This is a genomic window from Cupriavidus laharis (assembly GCF_914271435.1).
Taxonomy (GTDB): domain Bacteria; phylum Pseudomonadota; class Gammaproteobacteria; order Burkholderiales; family Burkholderiaceae; genus Cupriavidus; species Cupriavidus laharis.
This window is the reverse complement of record NZ_CAJZAI010000010.1, coordinates 116,938-139,808: the sequence shown is the minus strand read 5'-3', so window position 1 is coordinate 139,808 and position 22,871 is coordinate 116,938. Positions and strand designations below refer to the sequence as shown.

Annotated in this window: 18 protein-coding genes; 8 read left to right on the top strand and 10 right to left on the bottom strand. The window is 68.0% G+C overall.

Features of this window, described 5'->3' with window-relative positions:
- The first annotated feature begins 53 nt into the window (after window positions 1-53).
- Together grxD and LDO29_RS19865 are read left to right on the top strand one after the other, a co-directional pair.
- Window positions 54-365 (top strand): Grx4 family monothiol glutaredoxin, encoded by a 312-nt coding sequence (gene grxD, locus LDO29_RS19870; protein WP_224081483.1) that lies wholly within the window; start codon window positions 54-56, stop codon window positions 363-365.
- A gap of 8 nt (window positions 366-373) precedes the next feature.
- The gene (locus LDO29_RS19865; protein ID WP_224081482.1) at window positions 374-1,006 is read left to right on the top strand and encodes a UbiX family flavin prenyltransferase; all 633 of its coding nucleotides are present in this window, start codon (window positions 374-376) and stop codon (window positions 1,004-1,006) included.
- Between the two features lie 36 nt (window positions 1,007-1,042).
- Here LDO29_RS19865 and LDO29_RS19860 read toward each other — a convergent pair whose 3' ends face one another.
- The 3 genes from LDO29_RS19860 to LDO29_RS19850 form a co-directional block, all read right to left on the bottom strand.
- On the bottom strand, window positions 1,043-1,252 hold the full coding sequence (locus tag LDO29_RS19860) for a hypothetical protein (protein WP_224081481.1): 210 nt from the start codon (window positions 1,250-1,252) through the stop codon (window positions 1,043-1,045).
- Between the two features lie 135 nt (window positions 1,253-1,387).
- Window positions 1,388-2,905 (bottom strand): L-piperidine-6-carboxylate dehydrogenase, encoded by a 1,518-nt coding sequence (gene amaB / locus LDO29_RS19855; RefSeq protein WP_224081480.1) that lies wholly within the window; start codon window positions 2,903-2,905, stop codon window positions 1,388-1,390.
- Window positions 2,902-4,083 (bottom strand): saccharopine dehydrogenase C-terminal domain-containing protein, encoded by a 1,182-nt coding sequence (locus LDO29_RS19850; RefSeq protein ID WP_224081479.1) that lies wholly within the window; start codon window positions 4,081-4,083, stop codon window positions 2,902-2,904. Before LDO29_RS19850 ends, amaB begins: the two co-directional genes overlap by 4 nt.
- A 132-nt stretch (window positions 4,084-4,215) precedes the next feature.
- Between LDO29_RS19850 and LDO29_RS19845 the strand changes: the two genes are divergently transcribed.
- Window positions 4,216-4,674 (top strand): Lrp/AsnC family transcriptional regulator, encoded by a 459-nt coding sequence (locus LDO29_RS19845; protein ID WP_224081478.1) that lies wholly within the window; start codon window positions 4,216-4,218, stop codon window positions 4,672-4,674.
- A 48-nt stretch (window positions 4,675-4,722) separates the two neighbouring features.
- Entirely contained in the window at window positions 4,723-5,532 is an 810-nt protein-coding gene (gene dapB / locus LDO29_RS19840) for a 4-hydroxy-tetrahydrodipicolinate reductase (protein ID WP_224081477.1), read from the top strand.
- A gap of 42 nt (window positions 5,533-5,574) precedes the next feature.
- On the opposite strand, the gene LDO29_RS19835 is transcribed toward dapB, so the two are convergent.
- From LDO29_RS19835 to LDO29_RS19825, 3 genes are all read right to left on the bottom strand, one after another.
- Window positions 5,575-6,294 carry a hypothetical protein gene (locus LDO29_RS19835; protein WP_224081476.1) on the bottom strand — a complete coding sequence of 240 codons (720 nt, stop codon included), beginning with the start codon at window positions 6,292-6,294 and terminating at the stop codon, window positions 5,575-5,577.
- A gap of 215 nt (window positions 6,295-6,509) precedes the next feature.
- Entirely contained in the window at window positions 6,510-8,006 is a 1,497-nt protein-coding gene (locus LDO29_RS19830) for a chloride channel protein (protein WP_224081475.1), read from the bottom strand.
- A 187-nt stretch (window positions 8,007-8,193) separates the two neighbouring features.
- Entirely contained in the window at window positions 8,194-9,693 is a 1,500-nt protein-coding gene (locus LDO29_RS19825; protein WP_224081474.1) for an acyl-CoA synthetase, read from the bottom strand.
- Window positions 9,694-9,820: 127 nt separating this feature from the next.
- Here LDO29_RS19825 and LDO29_RS19820 point away from each other — a divergent pair, with 127 nt between their 5' ends.
- From LDO29_RS19820 to LDO29_RS19810, 3 genes are all read left to right on the top strand, one after another.
- Window positions 9,821-10,723: a LysR family transcriptional regulator gene (locus LDO29_RS19820; RefSeq protein ID WP_224081473.1), complete on the top strand. Its 903-nt coding sequence runs from the start codon at window positions 9,821-9,823 to the stop codon at window positions 10,721-10,723.
- A 307-nt stretch (window positions 10,724-11,030) separates the two neighbouring features.
- Window positions 11,031-11,537: a winged helix-turn-helix transcriptional regulator gene (locus tag LDO29_RS19815; protein WP_224081472.1), complete on the top strand. Its 507-nt coding sequence runs from the start codon at window positions 11,031-11,033 to the stop codon at window positions 11,535-11,537.
- 10 nt (window positions 11,538-11,547) lie between these two features.
- Window positions 11,548-12,915, top strand: coding sequence for an MATE family efflux transporter (locus LDO29_RS19810; protein ID WP_318035517.1), 1,368 nt, complete (start codon window positions 11,548-11,550; stop codon window positions 12,913-12,915).
- On the opposite strand, the gene LDO29_RS19805 is transcribed toward LDO29_RS19810, so the two are convergent.
- From LDO29_RS19805 to LDO29_RS19790, 4 genes are all read right to left on the bottom strand, one after another.
- Window positions 12,904-14,352, bottom strand: a complete 1,449-nt coding sequence (locus tag LDO29_RS19805; RefSeq protein ID WP_224081470.1) for an efflux transporter outer membrane subunit — start codon at window positions 14,350-14,352, stop codon at window positions 12,904-12,906. The two genes, LDO29_RS19810 and LDO29_RS19805, sit on opposite strands and share 12 nt — an antisense overlap.
- Window positions 14,349-17,522: an efflux RND transporter permease subunit gene (locus LDO29_RS19800; protein WP_224081469.1), complete on the bottom strand. Its 3,174-nt coding sequence runs from the start codon at window positions 17,520-17,522 to the stop codon at window positions 14,349-14,351. Before LDO29_RS19800 ends, LDO29_RS19805 begins: the two co-directional genes overlap by 4 nt.
- Window positions 17,519-18,727 carry an efflux RND transporter periplasmic adaptor subunit gene (locus tag LDO29_RS19795; RefSeq protein ID WP_224081523.1) on the bottom strand — a complete coding sequence of 403 codons (1,209 nt, stop codon included), beginning with the start codon at window positions 18,725-18,727 and terminating at the stop codon, window positions 17,519-17,521. The genes LDO29_RS19800 and LDO29_RS19795 overlap by 4 nt, the downstream gene beginning before the upstream one ends.
- Window positions 18,728-18,937: 210 nt before the next feature.
- On the bottom strand, window positions 18,938-21,319 hold the full coding sequence (locus tag LDO29_RS19790) for a carbohydrate-binding family V/XII (protein ID WP_224081468.1): 2,382 nt from the start codon (window positions 21,317-21,319) through the stop codon (window positions 18,938-18,940).
- A 374-nt stretch (window positions 21,320-21,693) separates the two neighbouring features.
- On the opposite strand from LDO29_RS19790, the gene LDO29_RS19785 reads away from it, so the two are divergent.
- A complete protein-coding gene (locus LDO29_RS19785; protein ID WP_224081467.1) occupies window positions 21,694-22,824 on the top strand; it encodes a metallophosphoesterase in 1,131 nt (376 codons plus the stop codon).
- Window positions 22,825-22,871 lie beyond the last annotated feature (47 nt).

The window sequence follows — 22,871 nt, the reverse complement described above, 5'->3', positions numbered from 1 at the left end:
CGACACCCGGCGGCACCTGAAGCGCAGGCGCCACCTCAACCGACAAAGCAACCATGAGTGACGTGCAACAAAAGATCGACCAGATCGTCAAGGGCAACCCGGTGGTCCTGTTCATGAAGGGCACCGCGCAGTTCCCGATGTGCGGCTTCTCGGGCCGCGCCATCCAGATCCTGAAGGCCTGCGGCGTGGATTCGCCGGCCACGGTCAACGTGCTGGAAGACGAAGGCATCCGCCAGGGCATCAAGGAATACGCCAACTGGCCGACCATCCCGCAGCTCTACGTGAACGGCGAGTTCATCGGCGGCTCGGACATCATGATGGAGATGTACCAGAACGGCGAACTCCAGACCCTGCTCAAGGGCTGAGCACTGCCATGCCCGTGACAGGCGGCACCGCGCCGCAACGGCTGATCGTCGCCATCACGGGCGCCACCGGCGCCATCTACGGCGTGCGCCTGCTGCAGGTGCTGCGCGATGTGCCGACGGTGGAAACCCACCTGCTGATTTCCCCGGCGGGCGTGATGAATCTCCAGCATGAGCTGGAGATCGGCCGCGCCGACGTGGAAGCCATGGCCGATGTCGTGCATAACGTGCGCGATATCGGCGCCACCATCGCCAGCGGCTCGTTCCGCGCGCACGCCATGGTGGTGGCCCCGTGTTCCATGCGCACGCTGGCCGCCGTCGCCCACGGCCTGTCCGACAACCTCATCACGCGCGCGGCGGACGTCACGCTCAAGGAGCGCCGCCGGCTGGTGCTGATGGTGCGCGAAACGCCGCTGAACCTGGCGCACCTGCGCAATATGACGGCGGTGACGGAAATGGGCGGCATCGTGTTCCCGCCCGTGCCCGGGTTCTACCAGAAGCCCCGGAGCATTGCCGAACTGGTCGACCACACCGTGGGCCGCGTGCTCGACCTGGTCGACCTGCCGGACATTGGCCAGACACTGGCGCCGAGCTGGCCGGGTCTGAATGGCATCTATGGCAAGGCCGGGGAAAGTGGCAACTAAGGCGGCAACCGAGCCACCCTCCCCGGCGCCGGCTTATCAATAGCGATAGCGCCGGCCGTAGTAGCCATAGCCGCCGTAGTAGTACGGCCGCGGCGACACCACCACCGCTGGCGGGCCAACATAGACCGGCGCCGGGGCCACCGCGACAGCGGGGCCGGGGCCGGCCGGATACGGATACACCGCGCAACCACCCAGCAAGGCTGTGGCGGCGGCCGCTGCGGCCAGTCCAATCGTTACCGTTCTCATCGTATTGTTCCTTGGGGTCGCTTCCGGGCATGTGCCTGCCCTGAGAACGTTATACGGGGCACTCCCGTAATACAGCGTCAAGGCGCTGTAACCCTTGTTACGATTCGCTACGGTTTGGCGAACGTAAATCCTCCCTCAGATCTCGAACCGGATGCCCTGCGCCAGTGGCAGCGTGTCGCCGTAGTTGATGGTATTGGTCGCCCGCCGCATATAGCCCTTCCACGCATCCGACCCCGACTCGCGGCCGCCGCCGGTCGCCTTCTCGCCGCCGAACGCGCCACCGATCTCCGCCCCGCTGGTGCCGATATTCACGTTGGCAATGCCACAGTCGCTGCCCGCCGATGACAGGAAGCGCTCTGCCTCGCGCAGCGACTCTGTGAAGATGCACGACGACAGCCCGTGCGCCGCCGCATTGTTCAGCGCAATGGCTTCATCGAGCGAGGTGTAGGGCATCAGGTACAGGATCGGCGCAAAAGTCTCCGTCAGCATGGTGTCGTGCTGCTCGTCGGTCATCACCAGCGCCGGGCGCACGTAGCTCGCATGCGGGAAACGGTCGGCCAGCAGGCGTTCGCCACCCGTGACGATATTGCCCTGCGCGCGGCAACTGGCCAGGGCGTTGGCCATGGCATCGGCCGCGGCAGTATCGATCAGCGGGCCGAGCAGCGTGCCATCTTCGAGCGGGTCGCCGACGGGCAGGCGATCGAACACCGTGACGAGCCGGCTGGCCATGGTATCCATCAGATCGGCGTGCACGAAGCAGCGGCGCAGCGTGGTGCAGCGCTGCCCCGCCGTGCCGGCCGCCGCGAACAGGATGGCGCGCACGGCCAGTTCGATATCGGCGGACGGCGCCACGATAGCGGCATTGTTGCCGCCCAGTTCCAGGATGCTGCGCTTGAAATGCTGGGCGCAGGCCACGCCGACGTCGCGGCCCATGCGCGTGGAGCCGGTCGCGCTGATCAGGCGCACCGCCGGATGTCCGACCAGGTGCGTGCCCACCATGCGCCCGCCCGGCAGCACCGCCGAGATGCCCACGTGCTGCGGCGCCGTGGCCGCCAGCACGCGTTCGAGCAGGCCATGCGCGGCCAGCGCGCACAACGTGGTCTTTTCCGACGGTTTCCACAGCACCGCGTTACCGCACACCAGTGCCAGCGCGGCGTTCCACGCCCACACCGCCACCGGGAAATTGAAGGCCGAGATCACGCCGCACAGGCCGTACGGATGCCAGGTTTCGCGCATGGCATGCTGGGGCCGCTCCGAGGCAATGGTCAGCCCGTGCAGTTGCCGCGACAGCCCCACCGCGAAGTCGCAGATGTCGATCATCTCCTGCACTTCGCCGAGCCCTTCCTGCAGGATCTTGCCCGACTCCAGCGACACCAGCCGGCCCAGCGCCATCTTGTGTTCGCGCAGCACCTCGCCGAAGCGCCGCACGATTTCGCCGCGTACCGGCGCCGGCACCAGCGCCCAGCTGCTCTGTGCCTCATGCGCGCGCGCAATCCGTGCATCGGCTTCGGCCGGCGTGCAGGCCGCGACATGGCCGAACGCCTCGCCATCGACCGGTGAACGTACGATGACCGTGCCCGCGGGCGTGCCGTCGCGCCATGGCCGGGGCAGTCCCATCGACTGCCAGCAGGCCGCGATCTCTTGCGCTTTCATACGGTGGTCTCCTGCAGCGGGTGCTGCGTGTAGTGGCGGCCGAAGCGGTTGGCGAGGAACGCGGCGAGCGGCATGGCTTCCTGCCGCACGAAGCCCGACTGCGGCAGCCCGCCGCTTGCCACCATGTCCAGCGCCGTGCAGATGCCCGCAGCCGTCGTGAGCTGGATGGCATTGACGTGCCCGGCCGGTCCGTCCACGCCGCCGATGCGCGCCGAGAACGAGGCTTGTGTCAGTGGCCCGCGCCCACGCTCGCCGCCGGCCGGGTAGCCGGTCGCGGTGGCGAAGATGATGACCACGTCCTGCTCCGTCACCGGGATGGCACGGTCGAAGATCTCGCGCAGCCAGCCGCGCCGCTCGCGCAGGCGCAGGTCGTTGAGCAGCAGCTTCATCAGCGCACAGTGGCCCGGGTAGCGGATGGACTTGTAGTCGACATTGCGCGCACGGCCCGCCAGCGTTTCCGGCAATGTGCCAAGCCCGCCTGATGTATTAAAGGCCTCGTACTCGATGCCGTCCAGCGCGAAGGTCTCCAGCCCTTCCAGCGCCGGCAGCTCGACGCGGCGGCCGTCGACGATGGCTTCGCACGGGTTGCAGTACTCGTTAATCAGCCCTTCGGTGCTCCAGGTCAGGTTGTACTTGAGGGCATTGCTCGGGTAGCGCGGCAGCGCGCCGACGCGCATCTGCAAGTCCAGCAGCTCGCCGCCGCCGCGCACGAAGCGCTGCGCGAGGTCGTTGCCGACCACGCCGATAAAGCCCGGCGCCAGGCCGCACTGCGGCATCAGTACCGAGCGCGCGCTCTGGGCAAGCTGCCGGATGGCTTGGGTCGCGGCCACGTCCTCGGTCAGGTCGAAGTAGTGCACGCCCAGGCGCGCGGCCACCGTGGCTACGCTCACCGCGGCGTGGAACGGCAGCGCGTTGAGCACGGCATCGGCGCCCGCCAGCAGCGCGGCGCAGGTGCCCGGCTCGGTCGGGTCGCCGGCGCGTACTGTGATGGCACGAGGCAGGCCGTCGAGCCGCCGCGCATCGTTGTCGACGAGGCTGACGCGGTAGTCGCCGCTGTCGTGAAGCATGGTGGCAATGGTGCGGCCGATCTTGCCGGCACCCAGCACCACCACTTGCAGGGGGCCCTTGGCCCGGGTCAGGTCCCGCGGCATGCCGCGGCCGAGGGTGGATGGCTGCATGGTGTCCTCCTTTTTCAAGCCTGTCTTTGTGCATTCCTGACTGAAGTATGGGCAGCACGCGCAACAGAAAGAAGGCACAAGTTCGACGAATACCCACCATAATCGAACGAAACGACAACATATTCCGACGAAATGGCAGAACCCGACAAGCTCGACCAGACCGACCGCCACCTCCTGTCGCTGCTACAGGCCAATGCACGCGAAAGTGCCGCCAACCTGGCCCGCCATCTGGGCATCGCGCGCACCACGGTGGTGGCGCGCATCGCGCGGCTGGAACGGCTGGGCGTGATCGCCGGGTACGGCGTGCGGCTGGGCCGCGAAATGGGCGACAACGCGATCCAGGCCTTCTGCGGGCTGTCGGTGCAGCCCAAGGCCGGCCCGGCCATCGTGCGGGCACTGCAGCGCCTGCCGGAGATCGAGGAGCTGAGTTCGGTCAGCGGCCCGGTCGACTACATGGCGGTCATCCGCTGCGACACCCATGCGCGGCTCGACCAGCTGCTCGACGAGATCGGTATGCTGGACGGGGTGAACCACACCACCACATCCATCGTGCTGGCGCGCAAGATCGACCGGCGGCGCGCAACCGGTTAGCGCGGTATCCTCCCCGAACAGCAATCACCGCAACGGGAGAAAAAGACGATGAGCAATCCGATCCGTGTCGCCGTGGGCGGCGTAACCGGCTGGGCCGGCGGCGAACTGGCGCGCGGCGTGGCGCACGCGCCCGACATGACGCTGGTGGCGGGCCTGTCGCGCGGCGCGGCGGGACAGCCGCTGGCGCAACTTACCGGCCATCCCGATACCCCCGGCGTGGCGGCGGCCAGCATCGAGGCGCTGGGCAGCACGCCCTACGACGTCTACGTGGAATACACCAAGCCGGCCATTGCCAAGCACAACATCCTGCAGGCGCTGGCGCATGGCGCGCACGTAGTGGTCGGCACGTCGGGCCTGACCGATGAGGACTATGCGGAGATCGACGCCGCCGCGCGCAAGGCCGGGCGCGGCGTGCTGGCGTGCGGCAACTTCGCCATTACCGTGGTGCTGCTGCAGAAGTTCGCGGAAATGGCCGCGCGCCACCTGGAGCACTGGGAGATCATCGACTATGCCAAGGCCGGCAAGGTCGATGTGCCATCGGGCACGGTGCGCGAGCTGGCGTTCCGTCTGGGGGAGATCAAGGCCGCGCAGCAGGCGGTGCCGGTGGATCAGGTCAACGGCCCGCGCGAGACGCGCGGCGCGACCATGTCCGGCACGCAGGTGCACGCCGTGCGGCTGCCCGGTTACCAGCTCGGCGTGGAAGTGATCTTTGGCGCCGACGGCCAGCGCCTGCACCTCAAGCATGAAGCCGGCGACGGCTCCAAACCCTACGTATCCGGCGCGCTGCTGGCAATCCGCAAGGTCCACACCGTGCGCGGCGTCGTGCGGGGGCTGGACAAGGTGATGGACGGCATCTGAGCCGGCGCCGGGGCCGGCATCAGGCAGGGATCAGGCCAGGCGCTACCAGCTGCCCGGCTTGACGGGCTTGGGCGCCGGCTTCTTCTCCTTGCTCGGTGCGGCGGCGGGCGCCGATGCGGGCGCCAGTTGCTGGGCCACCTGCGCGTCCTTGTCCGCCATCAGCGTGCGGGCGCGGGGCAGCAGCATTTCGATGGTGCCGGTGTTCGGGTCTTCCGGCATGGCGTACAGCTCGACCGTCAGCGGCTTTTGCATCCAGCCCGCGTGGATGGTCTTGACCGTATTGCCGGCCTTGTCGCGCATGTCCTCCTGCTCCTGGCGGAACGGCTTGCCGTACAGGGCATTCACGCTGTCGAGCGCGGCCTGCTGCGAATTGGCGCCCGCCGTCGGCACGATCACGCCGACCAGCGCGTTCCGGTCGACGAAGGCCACCACATGCACGCCGTCCATGAAGGCCGGGCGCTTGTCGCGCGGCAGGCCGACCTGGCGCATGATGCCGTCGCCCTTCACCTCGACGCAGAAAGCGGTTACGTCGCGGCCATCTGGCGTGCGCTTGTCGGCACAGTCAGGCAGCGCGGGCAGCGGATTGCCGATTTCCAGCAGCTTCAGCATCGGTGACAGCGCACTGTCACCGGCAGGCGCAGCCTTTGGTGCAGCGGCGGGAGGAACGGCAGAGGCGGCGGCGGGGGCCGCCGGAGCGGCAAAGGCGCTCGTGGCGGCGCCGATCAGGCCGGCGGCAGCCAGCCCGGCAACGGGAAATTTCAAAATCCAGACTCCTCAAAAAGGCTCCTGTTGGAGCCTGCGGCGGGCGGGATGTTCCGGCGGGCTGCATCGCGCACCTCCGGCATGGCCTGTTGCGCACATCACCCGCCGCAAAGTGCGCTCATCCTGCCATTCGCAGCAACGCATTGGCAAACGCTGCCAGCGTGGCCGGCACCAGTACCCACGCCAGCAAGTGCAGCGCACATAACCAGTGGAAGTCAGCCTGCCGGTGCCTTGCGTACCAGGGCCTGCGCCTCGCGCCGGAAGACATGGCCCACGTGATGGTAGAACGGATGAGGCGAGAACTGCCGCGAGATGAACGAGGCCAGCAGCGACGCCGCCAGCAGGTAAATCGTCAGGTCTTGCGTGCGCGTCATCTCCATGACGATCACGCTGGCGGTGATGGGCGCCTGCGTGGCCGCCGCCAGGAACGCGGCCATCGCGACCAGCGCCAGCACGCGCGGCTCGTGCATGCCCGGGATAAATTGCGCCACGTTCTCGCCGATGCCGGCGCCGATGGCCAGTGCCGGCGTGAAGATGCCGCCCGGGATGCCAGCAAAGTACGACACCACCGTGGCCACCAGCTTGGCCAGGCCGAACCAAAGCGTCGAGTGCGGTTCGCCGTTGATCAGCGCCGAGGCCTGTTCGTAGCCCGTGCCGAACGTCGCCCCGCTGGTCGCCCAGCCGAGCGCGGCCACCACGAGGCCGCACGCAAAGGCCACCTGCACCGGGTGCGTGGCCGGCCAGTGGCGCCAGCGCGGCGGCAACAGACCTGGCACGCCGCCGATCAGCGCCTTTGCGAACAAGCCGCCGAGCACGCCGTTCACCACCGCGCACAGCAATACGGGCCCCCATGCATCATGCAGCACCAGCATGGGTACCTTGACGGCAAAATAAGGGTTATTGCCAAGCAGCGCCAGCGACAGGAAACCCGCGGTCAGCACGCCCGACAGCACCAGCCGGTCCCATCGCACGGCCGTGCCGCGGCCGAGTTCCTCGATGGCGAACACCACGCCGGCCAGCGGTGTGTTGAAGGCCGCCGCGAGACCGCCCGCGGCACCGGCCGCGATCAGCGCGTTCGGATGGAAGCCGATGCGAAAGCGCAGCTTCTCGTGGCACCAGTGGCCCCAGGCCAGCATGGCTGCGGCGCCGACTTGCACCGACGGCCCCTCGCGCCCGACCGAAGCCCCGGCAAGCAGGCCGGCGGCGGTCAGCACCACCTTCCACATCGACTGGCGGAACGACACCAGCATCGTCTGCGCCTGGCCCGAAGGCGGCAGCGTGACGGCGGCGATCACCTGCGGTATGCCGCTGCCGCGCGCCTGCGGCGCGAGCCGGATGGTCAGCCAGCGCAGCGCGGCCAGCCCGAACGGCAGCATCACGAACGCGATCCACGGCGTGGCCTGCGTCAGGTGATGGTTCCAGCGCAGCGCCAGTTCGGCGATCCACGCGAACACGAGCGAGAACAGCGCCACGCAGCCGGCGCCGCACATGAAGACGGCATAGCGCAGCGTGGTGCGCGAGATGCGCCCCGCCTGGCGCGACTTGCGCCAAGCGGCGAGGCGGGCGTGACGGCTGATGGCTTCGGCCAGGCGCGCTTCCTCGCGCTCGGCTGCGCGATCCGGCCCGGTGTCCGGAGAATCTGTGTGGGGAGGTTCGGCGCGGTCAGCGCCGGAGGACGGTTCGGCTGGGTCGGAGGGGGCGCGATCAATCATGACAAGCGAGGCATAGCGAAGGCATTTTGCGCCGGGCTATCGGGCGCATGTGCCTGTACGTCCCCGCACTATACGCCGGTCAAGCCGCGCGCCGCCGCTGCGCGCCGGTTATCGGCCATATCTGCCCCATGCCTTCCGTGCATGGATGAGCGCTACGTGGATCGTCCGACAGTGCTGCGCGCCTGCCTCAGACGCGCCGCTGCCGCCCCTCCCAATAGCGGTCACGCAGCCGGCGCTTGGCCAGCTTGCCGGTTTCATCGCGTGGCAACTGCGGCTCGATCACGATGCTGCGCGGCACCTTGAAGCCGGACAGGCGCTGGCGCAGCCAGTCGATCACGTCTTCCTCGTGGATCGCCGCGTCGGGCATCGGCTGCACCATGGCCAGCAGCCGCTCGCCGTACTCGTCGTCGGGCACGCCGAACACCACGCAGTCGGCCACACCCGGGTAGCGCACCAGTTCGTGCTCGATCTCGGCCGGGTAGATGTTCACGCCGCCCGAGATCACCATGTCGGACGCGCGGTCGCAGATGAACAGGTAGCCGTCGGCATCGACATAGCCCATGTCGCCGAGCGTCACCAGGCCATCACGGTCGATGGCACGGCGCGCGGCGTCGTTGTTGCGGTAAGTGAAGTCTGGGTAGGCCGGCTGGCGTACATAGACCAGGCCGACCTCGCCCGGCGCGCATGGGTTGCCGTCTTCGTCGAGGATGCGAAGCTGCGCGTCGTCCACCGGCTTGCCTGCGGTGCCCGGGCGGGCCGCGGCGTCGGCGGGCGTGGCCACGGTGATCATGCCGGCCTCGCTGGACGCATACGTTTCATGGATGACCGGGCCCAGCCATTCCAGCATCGCGCGCTTGACGTCCGGCGCGCACGGCGAGCCGGTCGAGGCAACGAAGCGGATCGACGACAGGTCGTAGCGCGCGCGTACCTCGGGTGCCAGCTTGAGCAGGCGCACATACATGATCGGCACGAGGTAGAGCACGTCGATGCGGTGCTTCTCCACCAGCGCCAGCACCTGCTCGGCATCGAAGCGCGGCGTGAGCACGAGGCGCTCCGCCATCTGCAGCGCGTTCTGGATGAACGAACCGGGCGCGCTGTGGTACAGCGGCGCTGACATCAACGCACGGCAGCCAGGGACGATGCCGTACACCTGCCGCACCACCGAACGCGAGCGCGCGATCTGGTCCTCGAGCTGGTCCAGCGGCACTGCGTCGCGCAGCACGCCCTTGGGACGGCCGGTAGTGCCGGATGTGTAGGCCATGTGGCCGCGCGGTGCCACGCAGGGGCCGTCGTACGGCGCCTGCTGCGCCAGCCAGCCTTCGTAGTCGGCGCTACCCGACGCTTGCGTTCCATCGGCTACCTCCAGCACGGTGACGCCGGCCGGCACGGCGTCGCGCACCGCTGCCAGCAGGCCGGCATGCACGATCAGCGCCTTCGCGCCGCTGTCGGCCAGCAGGAAGCGCACTTCCTCGGCGGTGAAGTGCCAGTTGATCGGGCAGTAATAGATGCCGGCAATGCGGCACGCGTGGACGACGTCGACGTAGACCGGGTCATTGCGCAGCAAGACCGCCATCACGTCGCCTTCCTGCAGGCCCATAACGCGCAGGCCGCCGGCGAGGCGGGCGCCACGGTCGAGCAATTCGGCGCCGCCGCGGTGCATGTCTTCGAACCAGAGGTCTGTGGCCATCGGTAGTCTCCTGTGCTTGTCCTGATTTGGCAGCGTTCCACTGTAGCCGCGTACCCTGGCATCGACAATTCACTCCACCGGAATCACAATGTTGCGCCAGACGTGACAATCCTGCAGGCAATCCCGGATGGACCTGAACCTGATCGAAGCCTTTGTCGACATCGTCGATGCCGGCAACCTCGCCGAAGCCGGCCGGCGGCGCGGTGTCACGCGCTCGCAGGTAAGCCGCCAGTTGCGAGAGCTCGAACAGCAGGCCGGCGCCCAGCTCCTGCGCCGGACCACGCGCCGGCTGGAGATGACCGAGCCGGGCCAGGCGCTCTACCAGCACGGCCTGCGCATCCTGCAGGAGGTGGCATCGGCGCAGGCCGAGATCGACAGCCTGGGCAAGACGCTGCACGGCCACGTGCGCGTGAGCATGCCCACGGGCCTGGGCGATGCGTTCGTCGCACCGCTGCTGCTGCAGTTCGCGCAGCGGTACCCCGGGATCACGCTGCGCGTGTTCTTCGCGAACCGCGTGGTCGACCTGATCGCGTCCGAAATCGACGTGGCGCTGCGCGTGACCTCCGCGCCGCCGCTGGACCATGTTGCGCGCGAGATCTGCCCGATCGACTGGCAGCTCTGCGCCTCGCCCGCGTACCTGGAACGCGTGGCGCCGCCGCGCATGCCGGCCGACCTGGCGCGCTGCCACTTCCTTTGCCCGCCCTATGGATCGCGCTTCGTGCTGGCCCTCAATCGCGACGGCCAGCGCGAGGAAGTGGAATTGGCGCCGCATCTGCAATCCGAGCACTTCCGTTTCTTGCTGCAGGCGGTGCTGGAGGGCCACGGCATCAGCCTGCTGCCACGCTACATGGGCTGGGAGGAAATGCGGGAGGGCCGTCTCGTGCCCGTGCTGAGCGACTGGAAACCCGAAGGGTTGGGCAGCAGCCTCTACGTCATCACCACGCCGAACCGCCACCCGACCATGGCGACGCGGGCGCTGATTGCGTTCCTGAAGGAAGAAATCGGCAACCTGCCGGTGTTCAACGGATAAGGAGGCCGGCGCTGCCGCGCGGCTGACCAGGGCGCAAACCGGAAAAAACCCGGATCGTCCTGGGGGACCGATCCGGGTGGAGGAGGCAGACGGCTAGGTTCCCGCCCGACCGGCGCAGTCACGTCCGGAAAGTGGAGACGCGATGCCGATGCCCTGAAGCCTAGCGGGGCCGCGACGGAACAATCAATCGGACAAACTGAGATTCATACGCCACACCGACAGTCACCCGTGCAAACTTTCAATTCGCAAGCTATGATTCCAAAAACTTGCAAATCGAAAGCAAAACCGGCGGCAAGCACGGAGACATATGCCCCCCACTGATTTCACCACCATGCCCTGCCCGGTGGCCCGCTCGATGGCAGTGCTGGGCGAGCGCTGGGCCATCCTCGTCATGCGCGAAGCGTTCTATGGCAGCACGCGCTTCGACGAATTCGAGAAGAACCTTGGCATCGCGCCCAACATCCTGAGCGCGCGGCTGAAGACGCTGGTGACGCATGGGCTGCTGGCCCGCATCACACCGGAAGGCGGAGGGCGCCACGTCTACCAGCTCACGGAAAAAGGGCGGGACTTCTTCCCGGCCTATGTCGCGCTCAAGGCTTGGGCGGACCGCTGGATGACCGATGAAAAGGGTCCGTTGACAGTGCTGCAAGACAAGCGCAGCGGCACGGAAATCTCTGCGCCCCCGCTCGCGCGTGCCGACGGCAGCGCGATCACGCTGGACGACGTGCGCGTACTGCCCGGCCCCGGCGCGGGCCGCTTCCTGCGGCGGCGCTTCGGCGAAACCGCTGCCGGGCCGGGGGACGATCATGCCTGAGACGCCCGCCATGACCGTGGCCAACACTGCGGCCACGGCCGCGGGCCCTGCCCCGGCTGTCCCGACAGTGCCCGCTACCGAACTGGTGCGGCGCATCGGCAGCCTGGCCGGGCCCACCGCGCTGATCGCGCTGCTGCAGGCCGCCGCACAACTCGTCGAAACCTGGCTCGCGGCGCGCCAGGGCACGGCCGCGCTGGCCGGCTGGGCCGTGGTGCTGCCGTTTGCGCTGCTGCTGCAGCAGATGTCCACCGGCGCGATGGGCGGCGGCGTGGTATCGGCCATCGCACGCGCGCTGGGCGCCAACAAGCGCGAGGATGCCTCGTCGCTGGTGCTGCACGCGCTGATCATCGCGGTGACGGCCGGCCTCGTGTTCGCCATCGTGCTGGCGGGCTTCCCGCGCGGCGTGCTGGGCGCGGTAGCCGGGGTCACGGCAGCCGAGGCGGCGGCCACATACGCCATCTGGCTGTTCGGCGCGGGCGCGGTGCCGGCCTGGCTCGCCAACACGCTCGCTTCGGTACTGCGCGGCGGCGGACGCCACGCGCTGGCCGCGCGCGTGCTGGCGCTGATGTGGGTGGCCTTCCCGCTGCTGTCGTGGCTGCTGGCCGAGCCGATGGGGATGGGCCTGGCCGGCATCGGCGCGGCGCTGGCGGCGGTGTCGTGGGCCGCGGCGCTGGCGATGGCCGTGGTGGTGGCGCGCGGCGGCGCGGGCTTCGTGCCGGTGCTGCGCATGCGCCCGTCCCGGGCATTGTTCGCGCGCATCCTGTCGGTCGGACTGGTGGCTTGCGCATTGGCCTCCGTGGCCAACCTGACCACCATCCTCGTCACCGCGCAGCTGCGCCACCATGGCACGGCGGCCGTAGCCGCCTACGGCATTTCGGCGCGGCTGGAATTCCTGATGATCCCGCTCGCGTTCGGCGTCGGCTCCGCGCTGACCGCGCTGGTCGGCCGCGCGGTCGGTGCAGGCGACTGGCACACGGCGCGCCGCACGGCGTGGGTCGGCGCGCTGCTGGCCCTGCTCATCGCCGGACTGGCCGGCGCGGCGGTCGGCATGATGCCGCACCGGTTCGCCGCGCTGTTCACGCAGGATCCGCAGGTCGTGGCCATTGCCGCGCGTGCGCTGTCCTGGGTCGGCCCGGCCTTTGGCGGCTTCGGGCTGGGCATGGCGCTGTACTTTGCGTCGATGGGCGCAGGCCGCATGCGCTGGCCGATCGCGGCTGGCCTGTGCCGGATCGGCCTGGCTGCCGGCGGCGGCTGGCTGCTTGCCAATGTCGCCGGCATGGGGCTGGACGGGCATTTCCTGGGCGTGGCGCTGGGGATTTCCGCCTACGGCCTGGTCACGGCGCTGGGCGTGCGCCAGGGGGAATGGTCAGCGCGCTAGGACGGGCGCGTCGCCCTGCATGCCAGCGCCTCTGACCGCATCGGGCACCGCCGGCCAGCCGCCGCCCAGCGACTTGTACAGCGCCGCGGTGCCGTTCAGCACGTCGACCTGCCCCTGGATGGCCGCGAGTTGCGCGTCGAACAGCTTCTCGCGCGCGTTGGTGACCTCCAGGTAGCTCGAATAGCCGCCCTCATATCGCGCATAGGCCTGGTCGGCATAGACGGTCAGGCTCTTTTCCTGCTGGCGCAGGCTGCCCAGCCGATTACGCGTCTCGACACCGTTGGCCAGGGCGCTGTTCACGTCGGCCAGCGCTGCCAGCACGGTGCCCTGGTAGGCCAGCATGGCCTCGGTGCGCTGCGCTGACGCCGTCTGCACCTGGCCACGGATCGCGCCGCCCTGGAAGATCGGCTGGGTCAGGCCCGCACCGAACCCCCACACCCGCGATGCGCTGTCCCACAACCCCGCCGGTGACGAGGCGACTGCGCCGAACAAGCCGCTCAGGTTGACGGACGGCAGGTAGAGCGCCTGTGCCGCGCCCAGCTGCGCGTTGGCCGCCACTGCGGCCTGCTCGGCCTGCAGCACGTCGGGCCGGCGCGACAGCAGCACCGCGGGCAGGTCGGCGCCCACCGGCGGCGCCTGCAGCTCATAGATGCCCTTGCCCCGCTCGACCGGCCCGGGTTGCCGTCCGAGCAGCACCGACAGCGCATTCTCGGTCTGCGCAATGCTGGTGCGGATCTGCGGAATGGAAGCCTCGGCGACATAGAAATCGTTCTGGGCCTGGGCCAGCTCCATCTCGGAAATGACACCGCCTTCGTAACGCTGCTTGAAGATATCGAGCCCGCTTGCGCGAGATTCCAGTGTCTGCTTGGCGACTTCAAGCTGGGCATCGAGCCCGCGCAGCGTGGCATAGCCCTGCACGACCGACGCCGCGAGCGACAGCACCACGCCGCGCCGCGCGTACTCGGCGTTCCACAGACCGGCCTCCGCAGCCTCGGCCTGCCGACGGATGCGTCCCCACAAATCCAGTTCCCAGCTCGCGTTGGCCAGCAGCTGGTACGAATTGCGCGGGCCGTCGAACGATGCGAACGGCGTGCCGTTGAACGTGCCCAGGCGCTGGCGCGCGGCCGCCGCGTTCAGGTTCACCTGCGGGAAAAAGCCCGAGCGCGCAACCATCAGCTGGCCGCGGAATTCGTCGATGCGCGCGGCGGCAATGCGCACGTCGTAGTTGTTCGCAAGCGCCTCGTCGATCAACGCATTGAGCACCGGGTCGTTGAACTGGTTCCACCAGTCGCTGTCCGCCGCGATGGCGAGCTGGCCGGTATCCATGCGGTATTGCGCGACATCGGGCGTTTCCGGCCGCTGGTAGTTGGGGCCGATCGCGCAACCGCCCAGCGCCGCTACCGCGCAGGCACCCAGCATCCAGGCACGCGGTCTCATGATGGTTCTCCCGCCGGAGGGGTGGCAGGCGGCTGTGACGCGCCGCCGGCCTTGGCTTCGCCCTTGGCCTTGCCTTCGGACATGCGCTCCAGCCCCCAGAAGAACATAGGGATAAAGAACAGCGCGATGACCGTGGCGCCAAGCATGCCGCCGATCACGCCCGTCCCGAGCGATTGCCGGCTCGCTGCCGACGCGCCACTGGCGATAGCCAGCGGCACGCAGCCCAGGATGAACGCGAGCGAGGTCATGATGATCGGGCGCAGCCGCAGCTTGGACGCGTGGATGGCCGCGTCATAGGCGCTGAGCCCTTCCTTCTCGCGCATTTCCACCGCGAACTCGAAGATCAGGATCGCGTTTTTCGCGGCCAGCGCGATCAGCACAGTCAGGCCGATCTGGAAGTAGACATCGTTCTCCATGCCGCGCATCAGGATGCCAAGCAAGGCGCCGAACAGCGCGAACGGCACCGCCAGCAGCACGCCGAGCGGCAGCGACCATTTCTCGTACTGGGCCGCCAGGATCAGGAACACCATCAGCAGCGCGAAAGCGAACACGTAGACGGCGGTCGATCCTGCTGTCTTCTCTTCGTAGGCCTGACCGCTCCACGCGTAGGCGTAGCCCTCGCCGAGCACCTCCTGCGCAATCTCCTCCATGGCCGAGATCGCCTGTCCCGAGCTGTAGCCCGGCGCGGCATCGCCGACGATCTTGGCGGCGGGGAAGTTGTTGAAGCGCGTGACGATGTCGGCGCCAGGCACGTACTTGGTCGTGGTCACCGCCTTGATCGGCACCATGTCGCCCTTGCTGTTGCGCACGTAGACCTTGTCGAGGTCTTCCGGCCGCGAGCGGAAGTCCGGTTCGGCCTGCAGGATCACCTGGAACAGCCGGCTGTTCTTCGGGAACTGGCTCACATATAGGGACCCGAACATGGTCTGCAGGGCCGAATAGACGTTTTCCACCGGCACGCCCTGCGTTTCCGAACGTTCGCGGTCCACCTCCACCAGGTACTGGCGAGAGCGGGAGTTGATGGTGGAGTTCACGCCCGTCAGCTCAGGCCGCTGGTGTGCCTTGGCAATGAACTCGCGCACCTTGCCCTCGAGTTGCTGATACGAGCTGTCCCCCGTGCTTTGCAGCCAGAACTCGAACCCGCCGGTCGTACCCAGCCCCGGGATGGACGGCGGGTTGATCGGGATAGCCACGCCATCCTGGTAGGTGGAGAACTCCTTCTTGCCCTTGGCAATCAGGTCGTTCGCGCTTTCGCCCTTGCCGCGGTCGTGGAACCCCTTGAGTGTGATGAACAGCGTGCCGGAATTGGCCTTGTTCTGGGAGTCGATCAGGCTGTAGCCGTCCACGGTCGCCACCGAGGCGACGCCGGGCTGCTTGGTGAGCCAGGCTTCCGCGCGCTTGGTCAGGCCGCCGGTGCGGTCCAGGCTGGCGGCATCGGGCATGACCACGGCACCGAACAGGTAGCCCTGGTCTTCTACCGGCAGGAACGAAGACGGGATGCGGATGAACATCAGTACGCTCACCGCCACCATCGCCAGGATGAGCGCAATCGACACCACGGTGCGCCGGATGACGAGCTGCAGTGACTTGTCGTAGCCGGCGATCAGCTGGTCGAACTTGTTGTTGAACCAGGTGAAGAAGCGATTCTTCTTGTGCTCGCCAGGCTTGAGCAGGATGGCCGCCAGTGCCGGCGACAGCGTCAGCGCCACGACACCGGACAGCACCACCGACACGGCAATGGTGATAGCAAACTGCTTGTACAGCTGACCCGTAATGCCCGACAGGAAGGCCACCGGAATGAACACTGCCAGCAGCACCAGCACGATGGCAACCACCGGTCCGCTCACCTCGTCCATGGCCTTCTTGGCGGCCTCCTTGGGCGGCAGCTTGAACTCGGTCATGTTGCGCTCGACGTTCTCGATCACCACGATGGCATCGTCCACGACGATGCCGATCGCTAACACCATGCCGAATAAGGTCAGCATGTTGACCGAGAAGCCGAACGCGCTCATGCCGACGAAGGCGCCGATGATCGACACCGGCACGGCCAGGATCGGCACCAGCGTGGCGCGGAAACTCTGCAGGAACAGGTACACCACCAGGATCACGAGGATCACGGCGTCGCGCAGCGTGTGCACCACCTCGGTGATCGACTCCTGCACGAACTCGGTCGTATCCAGCGCGATTTCATACTCCAGGCCGGGCGGGAAGCTCTTCTTCAGCTCGGCCAGCGTGGCGCGCACCTGCTTGGCCACATCCAGCGCATTGGCGCCCGGCTGCTGGTAGACCGCCATCAGCGTGGCGGTCTTGCCCTTGTAGCGGCTGCGCAGCGAATAGTCCTTCGAACCCAGTTCGGCGTGGCCAATGTCCTTGAGCCGCACCAGCGCCGTCTCGCCGGATTGCGCGCGCAGGATCATGTTGTCGAACTCGGCCGGCTCCGTCATGCGGCCCTTGGTGGCAATCGGGAACGTCTGCTGCACCGGGCCCGCCGTCGGCGACTGTCCGATGCGCCCGGCCGAAAACTGCTGGTTCTGGTTGGCGACGGCGTTCTTCACGTCCTCGGTCGTGATCCCGAGCGAGGCCATGCGGTCCGGCCGCAACCAGATGCGCATGGCGTAGTCAGGGCTGCCGAAAATCGACGACTGGTTGGCACCCGGGATGCGCTTGATCGCATCCAGCACATAGATGTTGGCGTAGTTGCCGACAAAGGTCTGGTTGTAGCTGTTGTCCGGCGAGTAGATGGCAATCACCATCATGAACGCGGACGAGCGCTTCTGCACCGAAACGCCCTGCGACGTCACCTCGTTGGGCAGCGTCGGCAGTGCCAGGTTGACGCGGTTCTGCACATCCACCTGCGCGAGTTCCGGGTCCGTGCCGATCTCGAAATACGTGGTCAGCGTCAGGTCACCCGTCGAGGAACTCGTCGAGTTCATGTACATCATGCGGTCCGCGCCGTTGACCTGCTGCTCGATCGGCGCGGCCACGTTTTGCGCGACCACTTCCGCGCTGGCGCCCGGGTACCGTGTGGTGACGGTGATCGTCGGCGGCGTGATGTCCGGGAACTGGGCAATCGGCAGCTTGGTCAGGGCCACCAGGCCGCCCACCGTGATGATGATGGAAACGACCGACGCAAAGATGGGCCGATCGATAAAAAAATGGGCAAGTTTCATGACTTGCCCCCTGCCGCTGCCGCTGCGCCCGATGCCGGGGCCGCAGGCGCCGCCGCGGCGCCGCTGGCCGCAGCGGGCGCGGCACCAGGCCTGGCCTCAACCGCCTTCACGGGTGCGCCCGGCGCCAGGCGCAGCGTGCCGCTCACTGCGACGCGCTCCCCGGGCTTCAGTCCGGAACGTACCACCCAGTTGTTGCCGGTCCACTCGCCGACATCGACCACCCGCTGCTGGGCCTTGTTGTCAGGCCCGATCACCCAGACCGTCTGGCCGCGCTGGCTCTGGATGATCGCGTCCTGCGGCACGGCGATCGCATTCGTGCGCGTGGCGCCATGCACCTTGACCCGAACGAACTGGCCGGGGCGCAGCACGCCCTCCGGATTGGCCACCTCGGCGCGGACCAGGTAGGTGCCGGTTTCCGCGTTGAACGACGCATCGGCGAAGGCGATCCGCCCGTGGTTTGGGAACTCCGTGCCATCCGCCAGCACGATGACGACATCGAACTTGTCCTGATCGGGGTACTTGATCGCGCCGGATTCGCGCTCCGTGCGGATCCTCAGCACCTCGTTCTCGGACAGGCTGAAGTTCACCCACATCGGGTCGAGCCTGGCCACGTACGTGAGCAGGCTGTTGGTTGCGTCAATGTAGGAGCCCGGCTGGCGCTTGGCGAAGCTTGACAGGCCAGCCACCGGCGACGTGATGGTCGTATAGCCCAGGTTGAGCCTGGCGCTGATGACGTTGGCCCGTGCGCCTTCGACGGCCGCGGCGGCAGCCTGCTCCTTGCCGACGGCATCATCCAGGTCGCGCTGGCTCAGGGCGTTGCGCTCGGCCAGCGGCCGCACGCGCTTCAGGTCCGCGCGTGCCGTGGTCAGGCGTGCCTGCTGCTGCGCCAGCTCCGCCTCGGCCGCCTGCAAGGTGGCCTCGAACGGCTTGCGGTCCATCAGGAACAGGGTCTGGCCGGCTTTGACCACGGCGCCTTCGGTGTAGACCCGCTTGTCGAGGAAGCCGTTGACGCGCGCCCGGATCTCCACCTGCTGCGAACTCTCGGTCTGGCCGACAAAATCGTAGACCAGCGGCACGTCCCGCAGCGCCACCGTCATGACCCCGACCTCGGCCGCCGGAGGAGCAACTGCCGCGGGCTTTTCCTTGCCGCAGCCCGCTACCAGCAAGACCGCAAGCAGCACCGCTGCACTGCGCCAGTTGAGCATTGTCCTCACGTGACCTCCTGTGCCAGCAACCATGGCCGCCCTCGTGCCGGACACGGCGGGTCCAAGCCGGCCGATCCGGTGCCTGTTCAGGCAGGTTACGGCGCGCCCAAAGGCGCGCCAATTCAAATTTTTTGTGCCCGTGTTTACTCATTTCGTCACGCACGCCGGCGGTCACGCCATTGGGCCGATCCGGCGTTGCTGCCGTACGTATCAGCGCCGGAAACCGCCATGGAACCGGCCACCGCCGTGGAAGCCCCCGCCGCCGAAACGGCCACCGCCCTGCCACTGCCGCGCCGCGCCCTGGAAGCGCTGCTGCCCGATCTCACGCGCCTGGCGTTGCTGATCCAGCCGGCCGGTGACTTCGTTGTTGGGTTGCACGGGTTCCCAGCCGCCTGGCGTGTGCTTTTGCCAGCCGTTGTCGGTGTGCTGGTACACAGACCCGTCGTGCCCGGCATAGACATTGCCGTTGTTCCAGACCACCGCATTGCCCTTGTCCGGGTTGGCGACAAAGCCACGGCTGGCGGCCGTGTGCTGGCCGGTCTGGGCATTGCCGGCGACGCCCACCTCGGCGGCGCCCACGCGCCCGGTCTGGGCGTTGTAGCCCGCGGCCTGGCGCCCGGCCGCGTAGTTGCCGGTGTATTCGTTGCCGACGACGCCGCCGCGCCCGGCGCCTTCACGGCCGGTGGACGGATTGGCAAACGCCCCCTGCCGCCCCGCCGCGAAATTGCCGGAATACGGGTTGAACGCGGCGCCACGGCTGCCCTGAAAGTGGGCGCCTGTGGCCGGATTGAATCCGGAAGCCGCGGTGCCGCGCCACTCGGTTCCGGTCCAGGCGTTCCAGCCCTGGGCATGCGTGACCGTGCCCTGTCCCCAGCGGCCGTAGAAGTTGGCCTGGTTCACGTTCACGTAGTTCCAGTTGTAGGGGCCACCCCACCAGTACGGCCCCCAGTACGGCGATGCCGCGCCCCAGAAGGCGCCGGCCGCAAAGCCGAACGCAAACCCCTCGGCCAGGCCGATGCCGAAGCCGGCGCCATAGCCGTAGGTGACCGGGTAGCCGTAGTAGACCCCGCCCACGTACGCCGGGTAGACATAGCCGGTGCCATACACCACGGTGCCGTCGGCGCTGACCACCACACCCATGTAGCCGGGTGTGTAGCCCACCACGACCGTGTCCGGCGTGACCGAGTAGATGCGCACGTAGGTCACGTAGTAGATCGGTGAACTCGGCGGGATCGTGTAGATGGCCGACGGCACCTCGGTCGCCACGCGCCAGGTGCCCGTTGGGGTGGGCGCCGTGAACCAGACACCGTTGGCCACGGCGTAGTAATGGCTGCTGTCCACCTCGATGACGGGCGTGCCGGTGTTGACCGCGTAGCTGAGCGAAGTGCCAGTGATCGGCACCAAGCGCGGCGCGCCGTCATAGGCCACGGTCAGCGCCGCCTTGGCGCGGGACACGGTCGCCGTCTGCGGGATGGTGGCGGCGATCGCGGCTTCCTTCGCCTGCGGTGTGCCGGGCACCGACACCAACACGTTGGCCTTGGGGTCGTTCGGGGCAATCTTGGCGAAATCGGCCGGCAACTCGGCACCCGGCACGTACTGCCACGGCCCCGTCAGCATCGGCGCCCGGAACCAGCGGCCGGATACCAGCACGTAGTAGTTGTTGGAAGCCGGATCGACAAACACCGCATGGTCCGCATTGGACATGGTCAACAGCCCGCCACCGCCTACCGGCGTCATCTGCGGCGCGCCGCTGGTGACCACGAGCTCGGTCGGCCGCGTCGCCAGCAGGATGTCAGGCGCGCGCGCGGGGCGCTTGCCGCCCGAAGGCAGCATCGCATCGGGCTTGGACGCTGCCGCGGCCTTGGTCGCCGCGGCCTGCAGGGCCTTCGGCACGGTCGACATCACTTCCCATGCGCCGCCGGCGGATTCCGAACGGTACCAGTAGCCTGCCGCCTGCAAGTACAGCTCGCCGCCGGGCTCGCGCAGCAGCATGGCGCGGCTGTTGAGCGCGCGTTCGTAGCCGGTGCCCGGCACGGCGCGCCAGGCCGGCTCGCCATCGACCAGCACCAGCAGGGTCGGCGTGGTGGCAAAGACAATCTGCGGTGCATCGTTCTTCACAGGCACCCGCGCCGTACTGGCCAACTGGCGCGATACGGCGTAGCTGGCCTGAAGCTCGTCCAGCGGCACGGTCAGCCCCTTGGCCGGCAGCCTGGCCACCAGCGCGCTGCGCACCTGGTCGGCAGCGTCGGGGCGCGTCGGCACCTCGACGCTTTCGATGGTGATCTGGGTGAGCTGTACCAGCGCCGACGGCTTGTCGATATCGGCGACCGCGGTGAAATGGACCACGCCATAGGTCGGCGTCCCGTCCTTGGCGCCGACCGCCACCGCGGCACGGCCGGACATTCGGTTGCCCTCCCATTTCTCGATCTCGGGCTGGTACAGCTCGACATGCTCGCTGGCGGCGTCAAAATTGCGCGGCCAGGTCAGCGGGGTGACCGTCTTGGGCGGCGTGGCGGCCTGCGGCGCGACCGGTGCCAGCGCGATACAGACGGCAGCCACCAGCGCGCTGGCGGGCTTCAGGCGAAACGACATGGCTAATCTCCGGCTGGGGATGACCGCAGCATGGCCCTGCCGCCGTGCCATGCACAGGCAGGACCGACGAACGCTGGGCACGATGCTGCACAACTGGCGCCCTTGTGTGCGAATCTAGATGAGCCCGCAAGGGCGGACAATCCGTTTCAAAAACATTCAGCACGAAGCCGCAAAGGGCTCAGATCACTACCCACAGTGCGCGTGACGCGCGCCGGCGGTGTCACATGCCGATGTCGGTTGGATCGCCGGAGATCGGCGGTAAATCCCCGCAGCTGCCGGCAATGGCACATTGTGGCCACGCCGGCAGCGTGCCCCCCTTGAACGCGCGCCGCGCCGGCCCCACCTTTACAGGACTGTCCTCCCTGCGCGCCCCCATGCCCCCACGGACCACCATCCTGACCGCTGGTGCCATCACGGCACTGTTGCACGCCTACATCGCCTGGCGCCTGTTGCCGGACCTGCCGGTGCCCTTGCTGGTCAAGGCGCTGAGCGGCGCCTGGCTGGCCCTGTCATGCATGCTGCTGCCCGCGGGCCTGCTGGCACGCCGCGTCAGCCAGCCATGGTCGGACGCCGTGTCCTGGATCGGCATGCTGGCCATGGGCTTCTTCTCCACCCTGCTGGTGGCGACGCTGGCGCGCGATATCGTGCTGGCCGTTGCCTGGCTGACGGGCTGGCAGCCGGCCGGACTGCACGCCTGGAGTGCCGCCGCAGTGCCGTTGCTGGCGCTGCTGGTGACGCTGGCCGGCTATGTCAATGCGCGGCGGCTGGCGCGGGTGGTCGAGGTCGACGTGCCGGTCAGCGGCCTGCCCGAGGCGCTGCATGGCTTCACGATCGCCCAGATCAGCGACATCCACGTCGGCCCCACCATCAAGCGCCCCTATCTGGACCGCATCGTCGACCGGGTCAACAGCCTGGAGGCCGACGCCGTGGCCATCACCGGCGACCTTGTCGACGGCACTGTGCGCGAACTGTCCGCCCATACCGCGCCGCTGGCACGGCTGCAGGCGCGTCATGGCGTGTACTTCGTCACCGGCAACCATGAGTATTACTCCGGTGCCGAACCGTGGATCGCCGAACTGCGGCGGCTCGGCCTGCGCGTGCTGATGAACGAGCATGTGGCGCTCGACCACGGCGGCGATGTGCTGGTGCTGGCCGGCGTGACCGACTACTCGGCGGGCCGGTTCCACGAGCACCACCGCAGCGACCCGATGCGCGCGCTGGCAGGCGCGCCGCAAGCGGGCGCGCGCGTGCTGCTGGCCCACCAGCCGCGCACGGCGCCGGCAGCGGTCGAGGCAGGCTTTGACCTCCAGTTGTCAGGCCATACCCATGGCGGCCAGTTCTGGCCGTGGAACCTGTTCGTGCCGATGCAGCAGCCATACACCGCGGGATTGGTGCGGCATGGGTCGATGTGGGTCTATGTCAGCCGGGGGACGGGATATTGGGGGCCGCCGAAGCGGTTTGGGGCGCCGTCGGAGATTACGCGGGTGAGGCTGGTGCGGGCGTAAGGCTAGTGCCAAAAGAACCGCCCAAGAATGAAAAAAGCCAGGCACAA

Excerpts from the sequence above, each read along its gene's own strand:
- grxD (WP_224081483.1), top strand. The coding sequence starts at position 54 with ATGAGTGACGTGCAACAAAAGATCGACCAGATCGTCAAGGGCAACCCG.
- LDO29_RS19865 (WP_224081482.1), top strand. The coding sequence starts at position 374 with ATGCCCGTGACAGGCGGCACCGCGCCGCAACGGCTGATCGTCGCCATC.
- LDO29_RS19860 (WP_224081481.1), bottom strand. The coding sequence starts at position 1,252 with ATGAGAACGGTAACGATTGGACTGGCCGCAGCGGCCGCCGCCACAGCC.
- amaB (WP_224081480.1), bottom strand. The coding sequence starts at position 2,905 with ATGAAAGCGCAAGAGATCGCGGCCTGCTGGCAGTCGATGGGACTGCCC.
- LDO29_RS19850 (WP_224081479.1), bottom strand. The coding sequence starts at position 4,083 with ATGCAGCCATCCACCCTCGGCCGCGGCATGCCGCGGGACCTGACCCGG.
- LDO29_RS19845 (WP_224081478.1), top strand. The coding sequence starts at position 4,216 with ATGGCAGAACCCGACAAGCTCGACCAGACCGACCGCCACCTCCTGTCG.
- dapB (WP_224081477.1), top strand. The coding sequence starts at position 4,723 with ATGAGCAATCCGATCCGTGTCGCCGTGGGCGGCGTAACCGGCTGGGCC.
- LDO29_RS19830 (WP_224081475.1), bottom strand. The coding sequence starts at position 8,006 with ATGATTGATCGCGCCCCCTCCGACCCAGCCGAACCGTCCTCCGGCGCT.
- LDO29_RS19825 (WP_224081474.1), bottom strand. The coding sequence starts at position 9,693 with ATGGCCACAGACCTCTGGTTCGAAGACATGCACCGCGGCGGCGCCGAA.
- LDO29_RS19820 (WP_224081473.1), top strand. The coding sequence starts at position 9,821 with ATGGACCTGAACCTGATCGAAGCCTTTGTCGACATCGTCGATGCCGGC.
- LDO29_RS19815 (WP_224081472.1), top strand. The coding sequence starts at position 11,031 with ATGCCCCCCACTGATTTCACCACCATGCCCTGCCCGGTGGCCCGCTCG.
- LDO29_RS19810 (WP_318035517.1), top strand. The coding sequence starts at position 11,548 with ATGACCGTGGCCAACACTGCGGCCACGGCCGCGGGCCCTGCCCCGGCT.
- LDO29_RS19805 (WP_224081470.1), bottom strand. The coding sequence starts at position 14,352 with ATGAGACCGCGTGCCTGGATGCTGGGTGCCTGCGCGGTAGCGGCGCTG.
- LDO29_RS19800 (WP_224081469.1), bottom strand. The coding sequence starts at position 17,522 with ATGAAACTTGCCCATTTTTTTATCGATCGGCCCATCTTTGCGTCGGTC.
- LDO29_RS19795 (WP_224081523.1), bottom strand. The coding sequence starts at position 18,727 with ATGCTCAACTGGCGCAGTGCAGCGGTGCTGCTTGCGGTCTTGCTGGTA.
- LDO29_RS19790 (WP_224081468.1), bottom strand. The coding sequence starts at position 21,319 with ATGTCGTTTCGCCTGAAGCCCGCCAGCGCGCTGGTGGCTGCCGTCTGT.
- LDO29_RS19785 (WP_224081467.1), top strand. The coding sequence starts at position 21,694 with ATGCCCCCACGGACCACCATCCTGACCGCTGGTGCCATCACGGCACTG.